This is a genomic window from Ruegeria sp. AD2(2025), from assembly GCF_056542385.1.
In genome coordinates, this window is sequence record NZ_JBQFZS010000007.1 from 27,462 (window position 1) to 42,206 (window position 14,745).

Annotated in this window: 16 protein-coding genes; 3 read left to right on the forward strand and 13 right to left on the reverse strand. The window is 61.6% G+C overall.

Annotated features, from left to right (window positions below; translation table 11 throughout):
- Positions 1-5 precede the first annotated feature (5 nt).
- From argB to ACR1XV_RS14650, 3 genes are read left to right on the forward strand one after another with little or no spacing between them, the layout of a single operon-like run.
- Positions 6-869, forward strand: coding sequence for an acetylglutamate kinase (gene argB / locus ACR1XV_RS14640; protein ID WP_480532592.1), 864 nt, complete (start codon positions 6-8; stop codon positions 867-869).
- Positions 870-887: 18 nt separating this feature from the next.
- On the forward strand, positions 888-1,562 hold the full coding sequence (locus tag ACR1XV_RS14645; protein WP_480532594.1) for a ferredoxin: 675 nt from the start codon (positions 888-890) through the stop codon (positions 1,560-1,562).
- Positions 1,559-2,056, forward strand: coding sequence for a SixA phosphatase family protein (locus ACR1XV_RS14650; RefSeq protein ID WP_480532596.1), 498 nt, complete (start codon positions 1,559-1,561; stop codon positions 2,054-2,056). Before ACR1XV_RS14645 ends, ACR1XV_RS14650 begins: the two co-directional genes overlap by 4 nt.
- 63 nt (positions 2,057-2,119) lie before the next feature.
- Here ACR1XV_RS14650 and ACR1XV_RS14655 read toward each other — a convergent pair whose 3' ends face one another.
- The 13 genes from ACR1XV_RS14655 to rpsM all read right to left on the reverse strand — a co-directional run bounded on the left by ACR1XV_RS14655 (position 2,120) and on the right by rpsM (position 14,670).
- A complete protein-coding gene (locus ACR1XV_RS14655; protein ID WP_480532598.1) occupies positions 2,120-2,911 on the reverse strand; it encodes an amino acid ABC transporter ATP-binding protein in 792 nt (263 codons plus the stop codon).
- 12 nt (positions 2,912-2,923) lie between these two features.
- A complete protein-coding gene (locus tag ACR1XV_RS14660) occupies positions 2,924-4,228 on the reverse strand; it encodes an amino acid ABC transporter permease (protein ID WP_480532600.1) in 1,305 nt (434 codons plus the stop codon).
- A 1-nt stretch (position 4,229) separates the two neighbouring features.
- A complete protein-coding gene (locus ACR1XV_RS14665; protein ID WP_480532602.1) occupies positions 4,230-5,498 on the reverse strand; it encodes an amino acid ABC transporter permease in 1,269 nt (422 codons plus the stop codon).
- Between the two features lie 127 nt (positions 5,499-5,625).
- Entirely contained in the window at positions 5,626-6,642 is a 1,017-nt protein-coding gene (locus ACR1XV_RS14670) for an amino acid ABC transporter substrate-binding protein (protein WP_480532604.1), read from the reverse strand.
- Between the two features lie 206 nt (positions 6,643-6,848).
- Entirely contained in the window at positions 6,849-7,556 is a 708-nt protein-coding gene (locus tag ACR1XV_RS14675; protein ID WP_480532606.1) for an ATP12 family chaperone protein, read from the reverse strand.
- Position 7,557: 1 nt separating this feature from the next.
- The gene (locus ACR1XV_RS14680) at positions 7,558-8,232 is read right to left on the reverse strand and encodes an HAD-IA family hydrolase (protein ID WP_480532608.1); all 675 of its coding nucleotides are present in this window, start codon (positions 8,230-8,232) and stop codon (positions 7,558-7,560) included.
- Complete coding sequence (locus ACR1XV_RS14685) at positions 8,229-9,272, reverse strand: RluA family pseudouridine synthase (protein ID WP_480532610.1); 1,044 nt, start codon at positions 9,270-9,272, stop codon at positions 8,229-8,231. The genes ACR1XV_RS14680 and ACR1XV_RS14685 overlap by 4 nt, the downstream gene beginning before the upstream one ends.
- A gap of 77 nt (positions 9,273-9,349) precedes the next feature.
- Positions 9,350-10,663 (reverse strand): replication-associated recombination protein A, encoded by a 1,314-nt coding sequence (locus ACR1XV_RS14690; RefSeq protein ID WP_480532612.1) that lies wholly within the window; start codon positions 10,661-10,663, stop codon positions 9,350-9,352.
- A 3-nt stretch (positions 10,664-10,666) separates the two neighbouring features.
- On the reverse strand, positions 10,667-12,052 hold the full coding sequence (locus tag ACR1XV_RS14695) for a trypsin-like peptidase domain-containing protein (RefSeq protein ID WP_480532614.1): 1,386 nt from the start codon (positions 12,050-12,052) through the stop codon (positions 10,667-10,669).
- Positions 12,053-12,183: 131 nt separating this feature from the next.
- A complete protein-coding gene (gene rplQ / locus ACR1XV_RS14700; protein ID WP_170334079.1) occupies positions 12,184-12,603 on the reverse strand; it encodes a 50S ribosomal protein L17 in 420 nt (139 codons plus the stop codon).
- A 162-nt stretch (positions 12,604-12,765) separates the two neighbouring features.
- Positions 12,766-13,782, reverse strand: a complete 1,017-nt coding sequence (locus ACR1XV_RS14705; protein ID WP_010437127.1) for a DNA-directed RNA polymerase subunit alpha — start codon at positions 13,780-13,782, stop codon at positions 12,766-12,768.
- Positions 13,783-13,896: 114 nt separating this feature from the next.
- On the reverse strand, positions 13,897-14,286 hold the full coding sequence (gene rpsK, locus ACR1XV_RS14710) for a 30S ribosomal protein S11 (RefSeq protein WP_170462414.1): 390 nt from the start codon (positions 14,284-14,286) through the stop codon (positions 13,897-13,899).
- A 15-nt stretch (positions 14,287-14,301) separates the two neighbouring features.
- Positions 14,302-14,670, reverse strand: coding sequence for a 30S ribosomal protein S13 (gene rpsM, locus ACR1XV_RS14715; RefSeq protein ID WP_170377641.1), 369 nt, complete (start codon positions 14,668-14,670; stop codon positions 14,302-14,304).
- Positions 14,671-14,745 lie beyond the last annotated feature (75 nt).

Genomic DNA, 14,745 nt, shown 5'->3' on the forward strand with positions numbered 1-14,745 from the left:
TAGCCATGAAGACACGTGAAATGAACAGGGACTGGATCGCCACCGCCGCCACCTTGAACAGCGCCTTGCCGTACCTGCAGCGTTATGACGGCGCGATTGTGGTTATCAAGCTGGGCGGGCACGCCATGGGCAGCGATGAAGCGATGGAAAGCTTTGCCCGCGACGTGGTGCTGATGCGTCAGGTCGGCGTGAACCCGGTGATCGTGCATGGCGGTGGGCCGATGATCAACGCGATGCTGGACAAGCTGGACATCCAGTCCGAGTTCGTGGGCGGCAAGCGGGTCACCGACAAAGCCACCGTCGAGGTGGTCGAGATGGTGCTGTCGGGCCTTGTGAACAAGCGCATCGTGCAGGCGATCAACGGTCAGGGTGGCCGGGCCGTGGGCCTGTCGGGCAAGGATGCGAACCTGATGATCTGCGACCAGACCGACAGCTCGCTGGGCTTTGTGGGGTCACCGGCCGCGATGGACCCCAAAGTTCTGCATGACCTCTTTGCCCATGACGTCATCCCCGTCATCGCGCCACTGGGTGCCGGGCGCGCGGGTGAGACATTCAACGTGAACGGCGACACCGCGGCGGGTGCGATTGCATCGGCGCTGAAGGCGGATCGCCTGTTGCTGCTGACCGATGTCTCGGGCGTCAAGAACGCCGCCGGAGAGGTCGTGACCGAGCTCAAGGCCGGTCAGATCCGCGAAATGACGCTGGAAGGCACCATCGCGGGCGGCATGATCCCCAAGACCGAAACCGCGCTGGATGCGCTGCACAGCGGCGTGCGGGCGGTGGTCATTCTGGACGGGCGCGCGCCCAATGCCGTTCTGTTGGAGCTGTTCACCGAACATGGTGCCGGATCGCTGATCCGCCCCGACTGACCCCGCAAGAGAGGAGACATGGCCGGACACGCCCCCTCCGATCCCGACACCTACGCACAGGTCGAACACGCCGCGCAGCAGGCCGGGCTGATCGTCATGGGCGCGCTGCATCCGCGCCGGGCCAATGCCAAAGGGGTTCAGGGTGGCACGCTAATCCTGCTTGGGGCAGGCCCCGCGTTCTGGCCTGCCCTCAAGGCCTCACCCGAATGGCCCCAAGCCGATCCGGTGGATCGCTGGTCCGTGCGTGTGATCGGACAAATGGCGCAGGAGTTCGGCGCGCAGGCGCATTTCCCATTCGGCGGCCCGCCCTATGCGCCCTTCATCGACTGGGCGCTGAAATCGGGACGCACATTCAGCAGCCCGGTCGGGGCGCTGGTGCATGATACGGTGGGCATGATGATCTCATATCGCGGCGCGCTGCATTTTGAGGACGAGCGCGCCATCCCCACGGCATCCGCCCCGTCGCCCTGCACCACCTGCTCGGCCCCCTGCACCACCGCCTGCCCGGTCGGGGCGCTGAACCCCGACAGTTTCTATGACGTCACCGCCTGCCGGGGCCATCTGGACACCGCCGAGGGCCAGACCTGCATGACCGGCGGCTGTCTGGCGCGTCTGGCCTGCCCTCTCAGCACCGGGGCCCAACGCGACCCGGAACAATCCGCCCACCATATGAACGCGTTTCACCCGTCATGACCCGAACCCTGATCCTGACCCGCCACGCGAAATCCAGTTGGGATGATCCAATGCTGGCCGATCACGACCGCCCGCTAACCAAGCGTGGGCGCAAATCGGCCACCGCAATCGGGGCGTGGCTGCGTGAACATGGCTGGCTGCCGGATGAGGTGCAAAGCTCGACATCTGCGCGCACCCGCGAGACGTGGGAGCGAATGGGGCTACAGGCCGACAAGATCACGTTTCACCGCGACCTCTACCATTCGGGCGCGCGGGCCATGCTGACGCAGCTGAGGCAGGCCACCGGGCAGACCATTCTGATGCTGGGGCACAACCCCGGCATTGCGGATTTTGCCGAACGTCTGGTGCGGCAAGCGCCGGATCATGAGCGGTTCTTTGACTACCCGACCTGCGCGACGACGGTGATCCGGTTTGATATCGCGGACTGGGCAGGTTTGGAATGGCGTAGCGGCGAGGTTCAGGGCTTTATCATCCCGCGCGCGTTGCTGGAATAGAAAAAGGCGAGGGGTGCCCCTCACCTTGATCTTGCGCAGATGGGGTGGAACCCCATCCTACTTTTAGTGACCCAGAATCTGGCTGAGGAACAGCTTGGTCCGCTCGCTTTGCGGATTGTTGAAGAACTCTTCGGGTTCGTTCTGTTCCACGATCTGACCGGCATCCATAAAGATCACGCGGTTGGCGACCTGACGGGCAAAGCCCATCTCGTGCGTCACACACAGCATGGTCATGCCTTCCTCGGCCAGTTCGATCATGGTGTCGAGCACCTCTTTGATCATCTCGGGGTCCAGCGCTGAGGTCGGTTCATCGAACAGCATGATCCGGGGCATCATGCACAGGCTTCGCGCAATCGCCACACGCTGCTGCTGGCCACCCGAAAGCTGGCCGGGATATTTCAGCGCCTGATCCGGGATTTTCACCTTTTCCAGAAAATGCATCGCGCGCTCTTCGGCCTCTTTCTTGGGCGTCTTGCGCACCCAGATCGGGGCCAGCGTGCAGTTTTCCAGAATGGTCAGATGCGGGAACAGGTTGAAGTGCTGGAACACCATGCCAACCTCGGACCGGATCTTGTCGATGTTCTTGAGGTCATTAGACAACTCTGTCCCATCCACAACGATTGTGCCCTGCTGGTGTTCCTCCAGCGCGTTCAGGCAGCGGATCAGAGTGGACTTGCCGGAACCAGATGGCCCCGCGATGACAATCCGCTCGCCCTGATTGACGGTCAGATTGATGTCGCGCAGCACGTGGAAGGACCCGTACCACTTGTTCATATTGGTGATTTCGATGGCGACCTCGTCGCTCACATGCATTTTTGAGCGGTCGATTTCGCGGTCTAGTGCAAGTTCAGACATATGTTGAACTCCTTAACGGTGGCCAGTCTGAAGCTTGCGCTCCAGATACATGGAATAACGGGACATGGAGAAGCAGACGACGAAGAACAGCGCCGCGATAAACGCGAAGAGTTCCCAGTAGATGCCGTTCCAGGCGGTGTCGGCGCGGATGGCAGATGCCAGTCCGATCACGTCGAACAGCCCGATGATCGACACCAGCGTCGTATCCTTGAAGATACCGATGAAAGTGCTCACGATGCCCGGGATCGAGATTTTCAGCGCCTGCGGCATGATGATCAGCCGCTGCGCCTGCCAGTAGTTCAGGCCCAGACTGTCCGCGCCTTCGTACTGACCCCGTGGCAGGGCAGCCAGACCACCCCGGATCACCTCGGCCATATAGGCAGCCGAGAACAGGGTCATCATGATCATCACCCGCAGGATGATGTCAAAATTGGTGCCCGGCGGCAGGAACAGGTTCAAAAGCAGCGAGGCCACGAACAGCAACGTGATCAGCGGCACACCACGGATGAACTCGATAAAGCCCACGCACAGGTATTTGACGATCAGCAGGTCCGACTGACGACCCAGCGCCAGAACGATGCCGATGGGCAGCGAGACACCGATGGCCACGACACCCAGCAGGATCGCCAGCATGAAGCCTCCGAACTGACGGCTTTCGACCGCTTCGATACCGATGGGCAGGATCGCATCCATTGCCCCGGTGAAATAGCTGGACAGCAGCAGCCACCAGACAAGCGCGCCAACGGCCGCTCCGATCATCCCGAACAATTCGCTCAGGTTCTTGCTCAGGACGGTGTAGACACCCCAGCCGATCACAAAACCAAGTGCAGCCGAGACAGGCCCCCAGATCGTGCCACCCCACATCAGGAACGGCATCAGGAACGGGTAGATGGCCGAGAAGATCAGCATCTTGGTCGGCACCCGGTCCGAATAGAGAACCGGCGCCAGCGCGACCAGCAGCAGAACCAGCGCCAGTATCGGACGCCAGTACAAATGACTGGGGTAGAAGCCGAACAGCAGCTGCAGCCAGCGGTCGTTGATCACGCCCCAGCAGGCATGGCCATGGGTCGTGCCCCAGGTGGCTGTCATGATCTCGCGGCATTCATTCAGAGAGTTGGCGTTCCAGACGGATTGGAAGACCCAAGGCAAAACCCCCGACAGGACGTACCAGATCGCCCAAAGCGATATGACCGTCAGGATTGAGTTGAACCAGTTCGAGAACAGGTTGTGCTTGATCCAGCCCAGCGCGCCGACCTCAGACGCGGGTGGGGCCTGTTCCGGCAGCATTTCCGTGCGGACAAATGAAACATCACTCATATTACCGCTCCACCAGTTTGACACGGTTGTTGTACCAGTTCATCACCGCCGAAATGCTCAGCGAGATGGTCAGGTAGACCAGCATCAGCAGCAGAACGCATTCCAGCTCGCGGCCGGTCTGGTTCATGGTGATGCCGCCAAGGGTCCCCGTGATGTCCATATATCCAACCGCGATCGCCAGTGACGAGTTCTTGGTCAGGTTCAGATAGTTCGAGATCATCGGCGGAATGATCACCCGCAGCGCCTGCGGCAGGATCACCAGACGCATCGTGCGACCCGGGCGCAGGCCCAGCGCGGACGCGGCTTCGGTCTGGCCTTTGGAGATGGCCAGAATACCGGCCCGCACGATCTCGGCGATGAACGCCGCCGTATAGAGCGACAGCGCCAGCCACAGCGCAATCAACGAGTTGCGCATATGGGTGCCGCCCTGAAAGTTGAAGCCCTTCAGTTCAGGGTATCCAAGATGGAAGCCCAGAATGCCGAGAAGGATGAGCATCGGAACGAACAGGATGCCAAGCTGCATGTGCCAGATTGTCGGGCGGTCGCCGGTCGCTTCCTGCCGTGCTGCGGCCCATGCGGATACCTTGCGCATCGTAAATATGCTGCCGCCAAGCACCACCAAGATGGCAATCAGGTCCAGCGAGATGTTGAACCGGATGCTGGAGGCACCGAACAGATGAAGATCGCCCAGGCTGCGCGAGAACAGGAACTCGGGGATATACACCCCGCGGTTCGTGATCGCGACCGTGTCAAACAGCTTCATCGTTGCCTCGGGGTCTTCCCCACGGAAGGCCCTTGGCGCGGGCAGGCTTTCGATCAGGATGGCCATGGCCAGCACGATCCACAGCAGCACCGGCACGTTGCGGAACATCTCGACATAGACGGTCATGATGCGGGCCACCAGCCAGTTGTTCGACAGGCGCAGAACGCCGACCAGAACGCCGACGATGGTGGCGGTGATGCAGCCCAGCACAGCGACGACAAGCGTATTCAGCAGACCGATGAACGAGGCGCGCAGATGGCTGTCGCGCGACGTGTATTCCAGCAGGCGCTGGTTGATGTCATAGCTGGCCGGTTCGCCGAAAAAGCCGAACTCGACCGGTTTGCCCAGCGCTTCCAGGTTCTGGATGGTGTTGGAAATGATCCAGGCTGCCAGAAGCATGAAACCGATCAGAGCGATGACCTGAATGGTCGCGGATCGGTACCGCGTATCGTACAGGAGCATGGACAGCCGGAAATGCTCCTTCGGCGGGTCAGTGAGAGTCGTCATGACCTATGTATATCCCCGTGTCGTCCCGTATCTCGCAGACAGAGTTGATCTCTGTTCAGTCTGGACAGGACTGTTTCTTATGGATGGAAAAAGGGCGCGGGTTGACCCGCGCCCTTTTCCGAAGTTCTTAGCGGAACGGCGGTGCGTACAGCAGGCCGCCTTCGGTCCACTGTGCGTTCAGACCGCGTGCCAGACCGATCGGGGTTTCCTCGCCGATGTTCTTGGCAAAGATCTCGCCATAGTTACCACCGGCTGCAATGGCGCGCTTGGCCCAGTCTGCGTCCAGACCCAGCATCTCACCCAGATTGCCTTCGCTGCCCAGCAGACGGTTCACTTCGGGATTGTCGGTGCCACCGGCCATCTCTTCGATGTTGGCCGAGGTCACACCCAGTTCTTCGGACGAGATCAGCGCGTTCAGCGTCCAGCGAACAACGTCGCCCCACTCGTGATCGCCGTGACGGACCAGCGGGCCCAGCGGCTCTTTCGAGATGATTTCGGGCAGCAGGACGTGATCATTCGGGTTCTCAAACGCCGCCCGGGTCGCCGCCAGACCGGATGCGTCGGTCGTGTAGACGTCGCATGCGCCAGCCAGATACTGCTGCTGCGATTCGGCGTTGGTTTCAACCGGGACCGGCTCGTAGCTGATGTTGTTGATGCGGAAGAAATCCGCCAGGTTCAGCTCGGTGGTGGTGCCGGTCTGGATGCAGACGGTTGCACCGTCCAGTTCCTTGGCCGAGCTGACGCCCAGCGCCTTGGGAACCATGAAGCCCTGACCGTCATAGTAGTTCACACCGGTGAATTCGAACTTCAGGTCAACGTCGCGGCTGAAGGTCCAGGTGGTGTTGCGGGCCAGCATGTCGATTTCGCCGGAGGCCAGCGCGGTAAAGCGGGTTTTACCGGTGGTCGGAACAAATTCGACGGCGCTTGCGTCGCCCAGAACGGCGGCAGCAACAGCACGGCACAGCGAGACATCAAAGCCCTGCCATTCGCCATTTGCGTCGGGTGCAGCGAAGCCGACCAGACCGGTGGTCACACCGCAGTTCAGCTTGCCGCGTGCTTTGACATCGTCAACAGTTCCCGCCGCAGCTGCGCCAGCAGCCAGGCCGGCAATCGTTGCCACGCCCAAGATTACGGATTTTTTCATTTTTACCTCTTCCTGATTTTCCATCCCTTGCAGGGACGGTTCGATCCGGCACCTGCGCGCCAGAAAGGTTACCCAAAAGGTGTCTCCCCTTTAGTGGCCCGAGTTTGGGCGTATTCATCAACAAACGTCAAGGGCCGGATCAGGGAAAACGATAGGTCAGGGCGCAGGAAAGTGCTGCAGGGATTGCGAACCCGGCCTATCTGGTCTCAGTTAGAGAGATCAAAGAAGCGCTTAGCGTGCAAAAAGGCCTCTTCTTTGGTGCGGGCGGCGGCCTCGGCTTCGTCGTCGGCGCCCCATTGTTCGATCTGCCAAAGCTCGTCCAGCCGGGATATGCGCCAGATTTCGCTGGCTTCGCGCCAATCCTGTGCCGCCGCAAACCCCAGGATCAATGAGCCGGACAGGCTGACCAGATCATGAAACGCCGCCATCTGGAACGGGGTGAGAGCATGAACCTGCGCCCGCAAAGCATCAAGTGCCTTGGCATCCTGCGGCTGGTGCACCACCCCGGCCCGGGGGATCAGCCGCGCGCCCAGCGCCTCGGCGGCCCAGTCAAGCGCCGGGTCCCAGGCCTCGGCCTGCCGCGCCTGCAAAGTCTCGGGATGGGTGGCGCGATAGCACAGTAAATCCGAATCGCCATAATCCGCCAGCATGTCGGCCACTTCGCCATGCTGAAGCTGCACCTTATCCAGCGCTGCATTGGCTGAACGGGTGAAGGGCATCGTGGTCGGGTCAACCTCGGTCTCTTGAGCATCCCATTCGGCGGCCACGGCCTCGGCCATGGCGCGGGTGGGCAGGATCAGAGCGGTCTTGGCCGGCGTTTTCACCCGGCGGCCATCCAGTTCGACCGTATGGCCGCCTTCGGTCTCCACGACCGTGCTGTCGGTCCAGAAGCGTTTGGGTTTCCAGTCGCTCATCTTAGTTGTCCCAGATCTTGGCCAGTGCGTCTGGCAAATGTTCAAACTCGTCGATCACCATGCGCGCGGCGCGCAAGGCGGGCCGGTCGTGATAGCCCCAGCTGACGCCGATCCCGGCGACCTGCGCGGCGGCGGCCATCTCCATATCGAAACTGGTGTCGCCGATCATCGCCGCGTGCCGGGGCGATACTCCGGTTTCCGCCAATGCCGTTTCGATCATCGACGGGTGCGGTTTCGACGGATGGTGATCCGCCACCTGCCGGGTGACAAAATAGCGCTCAAGCCCATGCGCCTCGAGCAGCGCATCCAACCCGCGCTGGGATTTGCCCGTGGCCACGCCCAGCAGAACCTCGTCCTGCCCATGCAACGCCTCGATCACCGCGCGCGCGCCGGGATAAAGCGGCGAGCTGGCCGCGCCCTGTTCCAGACGCTGCGCGTGATAGGCCTGTTTGTATCCCTCGACCAGATGGCCCTGCACCTTGTCGGGCTGGTCCGGCGCAAGGCGCGCCATCGCATGTGGCAGCGACAAACCTACAATCGACAGGATCGCCGCACGGTCCGGCACTGGCAGCGACAGCGCCTCAAAACAGGCGGTCATGGCCGAAACGATCGCCCCCTCACTGTCGACCAGAGTGCCATCCACGTCAAACAGAACCAGCCGCAGGGGCGTGCTCATCGCAGCTCCTCGAACGGATCATCAGCGGCAAGGTCTTCAGTCCAGCCCAGCGTATCCCAGCTGTGCTTCATATGCTCCGGCAGCGGGGCCTCGATCGCCACGGGCTTCCGCGTCATCGGATGTTCAAAGGACAGACGCCGCGCGTGCAGGTGCAGCTTTTTGCTGATCACGCCGCCCAGCTGCGCGCCCCAGCCATCGCCGAGGTTTTCCTGACCCGACCCGCCATATTTGCCATCGCCGATGATCGGATGCCCGATGGCCGCCATATGCGCGCGCAACTGATGGGTCCGGCCCGTGACTGGCTCCATCGCGATCCAGGCGGCCCGACCTGCCACACGATAAAGCGTTGCATAAAGCGTATGCGCCCGCTTTGCGCCGGGCGTGTCATTCACTTCGCTGGAATGGATGGCGATCATCTTCTCGCCTTCCCCCTGCTTGCCATGACCGTGGGCTTTGACCAGCCCGGTCTTGATCTCGCCCAGATAGGGCGTCGGCACACCGGCCACCAGCGCCCAGTAGATCTTGCGCGTGTTGCGGTGGCGGAATGCAGCGGTCAGGCCCTTGGCCGCCTCGCGCGTGCGCGCCATCAGCAGCACGCCCGAGGTATCCTTGTCCAGCCGGTGCACAAGGCGCGGGTTCTCGTCATAGCCAAAGCGCAGCGCCTCGGACAGGCTGTCCACATGGCGGGTCTGGCCGCTGCCGCCCTGCACCGGCAGGCCATGGGGTTTGTTCAGCGCCAGAATATGGTCGTCGCGATAGATCACGCAGGACTGGATCATCTTCGCATCCGCATCCGAAACGCGATGCTTCACCTCAACCGGTTTGTGATCCGCATCAGGCAGCGGCGGCACGCGTACGGATTGCCCGACCTCCAACCGGGTCGAGGCCTTGACCCGTCCGCCGTCGACCCGCAGCTCGCCCTTGCGGCACATCTTCTCGATACGGCCCTGGCTGACATGCGGGAACAGGCGGCGCAGCCAGCGATCCAGCCGCTGGTCGCCATCGCCCTCTGCCACGATGATCATCTGTACGCCGCTCATGTCCTTGCCCTTTGCCTGATATCCGGCCCCGAAAACACGCGTCTGTCGCGCGCATCGCGCGCAGAGTCAAGCCAACCCTAGCGCGCGTTGCGTTGCGTCCGAAGTTTCGCGAAATACTCCAGCCGCTTTTTCAGCTCGCGCTCGAACCCGCGCTCGACAGGCTGATAGAGTGCCGGTCTCTCCATGTCGTCGGGGAAATAGTTCTGACCCGAAAACCCGTCCTCTGCGTCGTGATCATAGGCATAGCCGCTGCCATATCCCTGATCCTTCATCAGCGAGGTCGGCGCGTTCAGAATATGCTTGGGTGGCGGTTCGCTGCCCGATTTCCTGGCCAACGCCATCGCAGCCTTATAGCCCACATAGGCTCCGTTGGACTTCGGAGCCAGCGCCAGATACACCACCGCCTGCGCCAGCGCCAACTCACCCTCGGGTGAGCCCAGCCGTTCATAGGTTTCCCACCCCTGCAAGCAGATTGCCTGTGCCTGCGGATCAGCCAGCCCCACATCCTCGACCGCCATGCGGGTCAGGCGGCGGGCCAGAAAGCGCGGGTCTTCCCCGCCGGTCAACATGCGCGCGAACCAATACAGCGCCGCGTCCGGGTCCGAGCCACGCACCGATTTGTGCAGGGCCGAGATCAGGTTGTAGTGCTCGTCACCCGACTTGTCGTATTTCGAGGCCCGGCGCATCAGGCGGGTCGACAGCGCCTCGGGCGTCAGCGCCTTTTCGGTCTTCCACGCCGCCGCCTGTTCGATCAGGTTCAGCAGCGCCCGCCCATCGCCATCCGCCATCTCATGCAGCGCATCCCGCGCCGCCGGGGTCAGCGGCAGGGCACGACCCAGCTCTTTCTCGGCGCGTTGGGTCAGCCGTTCCAGATCAGCAAGGCTGAGCCGCTCCAGCACCAGCACCTGCGCCCGGCTGAGCACAGCGGCATTCAATTCGAACGAAGGATTCTCGGTCGTGGCCCCGACCAGAAGGATCGTGCCATCCTCCATATGCGGCAGGAACCCGTCCTGCTGCGCTTTGTTGAACCGGTGGATTTCGTCGACGAACAGCAACGTTCCCTGCCCGTTCTGGCGCCGGATCTTCGCCGCCTCGAACACTTTCTTCAGATCGGGCACACCAGTGAAAATAGCGCTGATCTGCACGAAATGCAGGTCCGTTTCCTGTGCCAGCAGGCGCGCGATCGTCGTCTTGCCAACCCCCGGCGGGCCCCAGAAAATCAGGCTGGACAGGCTGCCCGAGGCCAGCATGACGCCCAACGGTGCGTCCGGGCCCAGAACCTGTTCCTGCCCGATCACCTCGGCCAGCGATTGCGGGCGCAGCCGGTCCGCCAGCGGGCGGTGGGGCGCGGCGGCAGGCTCGGCCCCGCCGGTATCAAACAGATCAGACACAGATCACAACCGGAACCGCAGCGACACAGACCGCCCGCCGCGCTGAATCTCAAACTGCAGACGGCGGCCGGGGTCGGTCAGCGCCTTGGTCACGTCGGAGGGCTCGACGATCTCGGCCCCGTTGATGGTGGTGATCACGTCGCCCGCCCGCAGGCCCGAACGCCCGCCATACCGGGCTGCATCGACAACCACGACACCGGTCACCGACAGGGGCAGCCGCAGCCGTGTGATCACCGCCGGGTTGATGCGCGAGACGGTCAGGCCGGGCATCACCGTGTTGTCGTCCAGAGTGGTCTCGTCCGCTGCAGGTGTTTCCGGAGCCCTGACCAGCGCAACGCTAATATCATCGCTCTGATCCCCACGCAGGAGCGTGAGGACCGAGGTGCCGCCCACACCCGCCACGGACATGCGGAATTTCATCTCGGCGGGTGAGTTCACCTCATCCCCATCCACATGGGTCACAACATCCCCAACCCGCAACCCGGCCTCGCCCAAAGGGCTGAGCGGATGGATGTCCGAGATCACGACGCCCATGGGAAAAGTCAGACCCAGAGACTCGGCGATATCCGCGCTCATATGCTGACCCGCGATACCTGCCCAAGGGCTTACGAAACTGTCATTGCCCGCCTGCGCCTGCCGCAGGAATTCAGCCACCAGATTGGCCGGGATGGCAAAACCGATACCATTCGAGCCGCCGGAACGCGTCAGGATCGAGGTATTGATGCCGATCAGATCACCATTCACGTCGATCAACGCCCCGCCCGAGTTGCCCGGATTGATCGCCGCGTCAGTCTGAATGAAATAGCCGCGCGCGTTGCCGGTCGCTGTGCCGGTACGCGCCAGCCCCGAGATGATGCCCGACGATACAGTCTGGCCTACGCCGAACGGGTTGCCGATCGCCAGCGCCAGTTCGCCTACTTCAACATGGTCTGAATCGCGTAAAGTGAGGTGGGGCAGGCCCTCGGCATCGTCCAGCCGCAGGATCGCAATGTCGCTTTCCTTGTCCCCCAGCACCACCTGCGCCGAATATTCGCGGCGATCTGTTGTGACGACGCGGATCTCGGTCGCGGTGCCGACGACGTGGTAGTTGGACACTACATAGCCATCTCGCGACAGGATCACACCAGATCCCAGCGAGTTCTGCACCCGCTGTCGCGGCTCGTTGAACCCGCGGCCAAAGAAGTCCTGAAAAAACGGGTCCGAGAACAGCGGATTGACCCGCCCCTCGCGCACAATCTTGGCGTAGATATTGACCACAGCAGGCGCGGCCTGTTTGACCACTGGCGCAAAGCCGAGGCTGATTTCGGCCTGAGATTGCGGCACCTTAGTTTCGGCGTGACCGGTGGTGGCAAGCGTCAAAAGCGCCAATGGTATTAGGGTACGGATCATGGAAGCTCCGGTTTTTGGGTCAGCCAAGATATGCTGACCACGGGCCATGATTGCAAGCAAGCGATGCACCAAAAGAAAAACCTCCGCCCGGTTGCCCGAACGGAGGTTCCTGATCAGCACAGTCCCTGATCTTATTCTTCTGCGGCCTCTTCGGCAGCAACGCGCGCCTTGTCGGCTGCGCCTTTGGCGTCGACGTCACGATCAACGAATTCGATGATCGCCATCGGGGCCATGTCGCCATAGCGGAAGCCAGCTTTCAGGATGCGGACATAGCCGCCCTGACGCTCGGCGTAGCGGGGGCCCAGAACTTCGAACAGCTTGGCGACGTCTTTGTCTTCTTTCAGCTGTGCTGCGGCCTGACGGCGGGCGTGCAGGTCGCCGCGCTTGCCCAGAGTGACCAGCTTTTCGATGATCGGGCGCAGTTCTTTTGCCTTGGGCAGAGTTGTCTTGATCTGCTCATGTTCGATGAGCGAGCCAGCCATGTTCGCAAAGAGCGCCTTGCGGTGCTCATGAGTACGGTTCAGGCGGCGGTAACCACGTGCGTGACGCATTTTCTTAATCCTTCTTTAGCGTTTTGCTTTGTCTGGCCAGCGATGCGTGTCACCGGCTCTCCTTGGGGCGGGATTGCCCGGATCTTTCGTTTTGTACGCCCCGCACAGGGCGGAGCGTTCGTTTTGTACAAACCGTAGGCCGGGCTTCAGCCCGGCATCGGCTTAAAAGGCGTCTTCGAATTTCTTCGCCAGATCTTCGATGTTGTCGGGCGGCCAGTCCTCGACATCCATGCCGAGGTGCAGACCCATACCGGACAGCACTTCCTTGATCTCGTTCAGCGACTTGCGGCCGAAGTTCGGGGTGCGCAGCATCTCGGCTTCGGTCTTCTGGATCAGATCGCCGATGTAAACGATGTTGTCGTTCTTCAGGCAGTTTGCCGAACGGACCGACAACTCCAGCTCGTCGACTTTCTTGAGCAGCAGCGGGTTGAACTCCAGACCATCGTCTTCGTCCTGGCGGCCAGCCGATTCCGGTTCGTCGAAGTTGACGAAGATCGACAGCTGATCCTGCAGGATACGCGCGGCAAAAGCCAACGCGTCTTCCGGAGTGATCGAACCGTCGGTGTCGATTTTCAGGGTCAGCTTGTCATAGTCCAGAACCTGACCTTCACGGGTCGGCTGAACGTCATAGGCAACCTTTTTGACCGGCGAATAGATCGCGTCGATCGGGATCAGGCCGATGGGCGCATCCTCGGGCTTGTTCTTCTCAGCCGAGACGTAACCCTTGCCGGTGTTGACGGTCAGTTCCATGAACAGGTCGGCGCCATCGTCCAGGTGGCAGATGACGTGATCGCGGTTCAGAACCTCGATACCGGCGCTTTCGCTGATGTCGCCAGCGGTGACAACCGCCGGACCCTTGGCATTGATCGACAGGCGCTTGGGGCCCTCGACTTCCATGCGCAGGGACACGCCTTTGAGGTTCAGGATGATGTCGGTGACGTCTTCACGCACGCCAGCGACCGAGGAGAACTCGTGCAGGACGTTGTCGATTTGAACGCTGGTGATGGCCGCGCCTTGCAGCGAGCTCATCAGCACACGGCGCAGCGCGTTGCCCAGGGTCAGACCAAAGCCACGCTCCAGCGGTTCAGCGACCAGAGTTGCCTGACGCGCAGGGTCGTTGCCCGGCTTGCCGTCCAGTTGGGTCGGCTTGATCAATTCTGCCCAATTCTTGTGGATCATGTAATCCCTCCATTCCTGTCCGCGCCCCATGACCAACAAGGTGCAGACGCCCGAGGTTCAAAATGACGTGCTGGGGCCGTGCAAAAACACAGCCCCAGCCAAATTCGAAATCGCTTAGACGCGGCGGCGCTTCGGCGGGCGGCAGCCGTTGTGAGCGATCGGTGTCACGTCGCGGATCGACGTGATGTTGAAGCCCACGGCAGCCAGCGCACGCAGAGCCGATTCACGGCCCGAACCGGGGCCCTGAACTTCGACTTCCAGCGTCTTGACGCCATGTTCCTGCGCCTTCTTGCCTGCGTCTTCTGCAGCCATCTGAGCCGCATAAGGCGTCGATTTCCGCGACCCTTTGAAGCCCATGGTACCGGCAGACGACCACGAGATGGCGTTGCCCTGTACGTCCGAGATCAGGATCTTGGTGTTGTTGAAGGTCGAGTTCACATGGGCAACGCCCGATGCGATGTTCTTACGCTCTTTGCGCTTGATGCGAGTCTTGTCGCGTGCCATCGGTCAGACCCCCTCTTATTTCTTCTTACCGGCAATGGCCTTTGCGGGGCCTTTGCGGGTACGAGCATTGGTGTGGGTACGCTGACCGCGAACCGGCAGGTTGCGGCGGTGGCGCAGACCGCGATAGCAGCCCAGGTCCATCAGGCGCTTGACGTTCATCTGAACTTCACGACGCAGATCACCTTCGACGGTGAAGTTTTCGTCGATGAATTCCCGGATCTTCAGAACTTCGGCGTCGGACAGTTCGTTGACGCGACGGGTCGCTTCAATGCCCACGGCTTCGCAGATCGCTTTGGCCGAGGTGTTGCCGATACCGGTGATATATGTGAGGGCGATTGGTACCCGCTTTGCAGTCGGGATGTTTACGCCGGCAATACGTGCCACGTGTCACTTTCCTTTTCGTTGCGGTTCCGTAACTCCAGAACCTTTTTTCACAACGCTTGACCGTGGCAGTGTGGC

Bases quoted from the DNA above. Each gene is read 5' to 3' on its own strand.
- ACR1XV_RS14645 (WP_480532594.1), top strand. From the start codon at position 888: ATGGCCGGACACGCCCCCTCCGATCCCGACACCTACGCACAGGTCGAA.
- ACR1XV_RS14655 (WP_480532598.1), bottom strand. From the start codon at position 2,911: ATGTCTGAACTTGCACTAGACCGCGAAATCGACCGCTCAAAAATGCAT.
- rpsK (WP_170462414.1), bottom strand. From the start codon at position 14,286: ATGGCACGCGACAAGACTCGCATCAAGCGCAAAGAGCGTAAGAACATC.
- ACR1XV_RS14670 (WP_480532604.1), bottom strand. From the start codon at position 6,642: ATGAAAAAATCCGTAATCTTGGGCGTGGCAACGATTGCCGGCCTGGCT.
- ACR1XV_RS14685 (WP_480532610.1), bottom strand. From the start codon at position 9,272: ATGAGCGGCGTACAGATGATCATCGTGGCAGAGGGCGATGGCGACCAG.
- argB (WP_480532592.1), top strand. From the start codon at position 6: ATGAAGACACGTGAAATGAACAGGGACTGGATCGCCACCGCCGCCACC.
- ACR1XV_RS14660 (WP_480532600.1), bottom strand. From the start codon at position 4,228: ATGAGTGATGTTTCATTTGTCCGCACGGAAATGCTGCCGGAACAGGCC.
- ACR1XV_RS14705 (WP_010437127.1), bottom strand. From the start codon at position 13,782: ATGATCCACAAGAATTGGGCAGAATTGATCAAGCCGACCCAACTGGAC.
- ACR1XV_RS14675 (WP_480532606.1), bottom strand. From the start codon at position 7,556: ATGAGCGACTGGAAACCCAAACGCTTCTGGACCGACAGCACGGTCGTG.
- ACR1XV_RS14680 (WP_480532608.1), bottom strand. From the start codon at position 8,232: ATGAGCACGCCCCTGCGGCTGGTTCTGTTTGACGTGGATGGCACTCTG.
- ACR1XV_RS14665 (WP_480532602.1), bottom strand. From the start codon at position 5,498: ATGACGACTCTCACTGACCCGCCGAAGGAGCATTTCCGGCTGTCCATG.
- ACR1XV_RS14650 (WP_480532596.1), top strand. From the start codon at position 1,559: ATGACCCGAACCCTGATCCTGACCCGCCACGCGAAATCCAGTTGGGAT.
- ACR1XV_RS14695 (WP_480532614.1), bottom strand. From the start codon at position 12,052: ATGATCCGTACCCTAATACCATTGGCGCTTTTGACGCTTGCCACCACC.
- rplQ (WP_170334079.1), bottom strand. From the start codon at position 12,603: ATGCGTCACGCACGTGGTTACCGCCGCCTGAACCGTACTCATGAGCAC.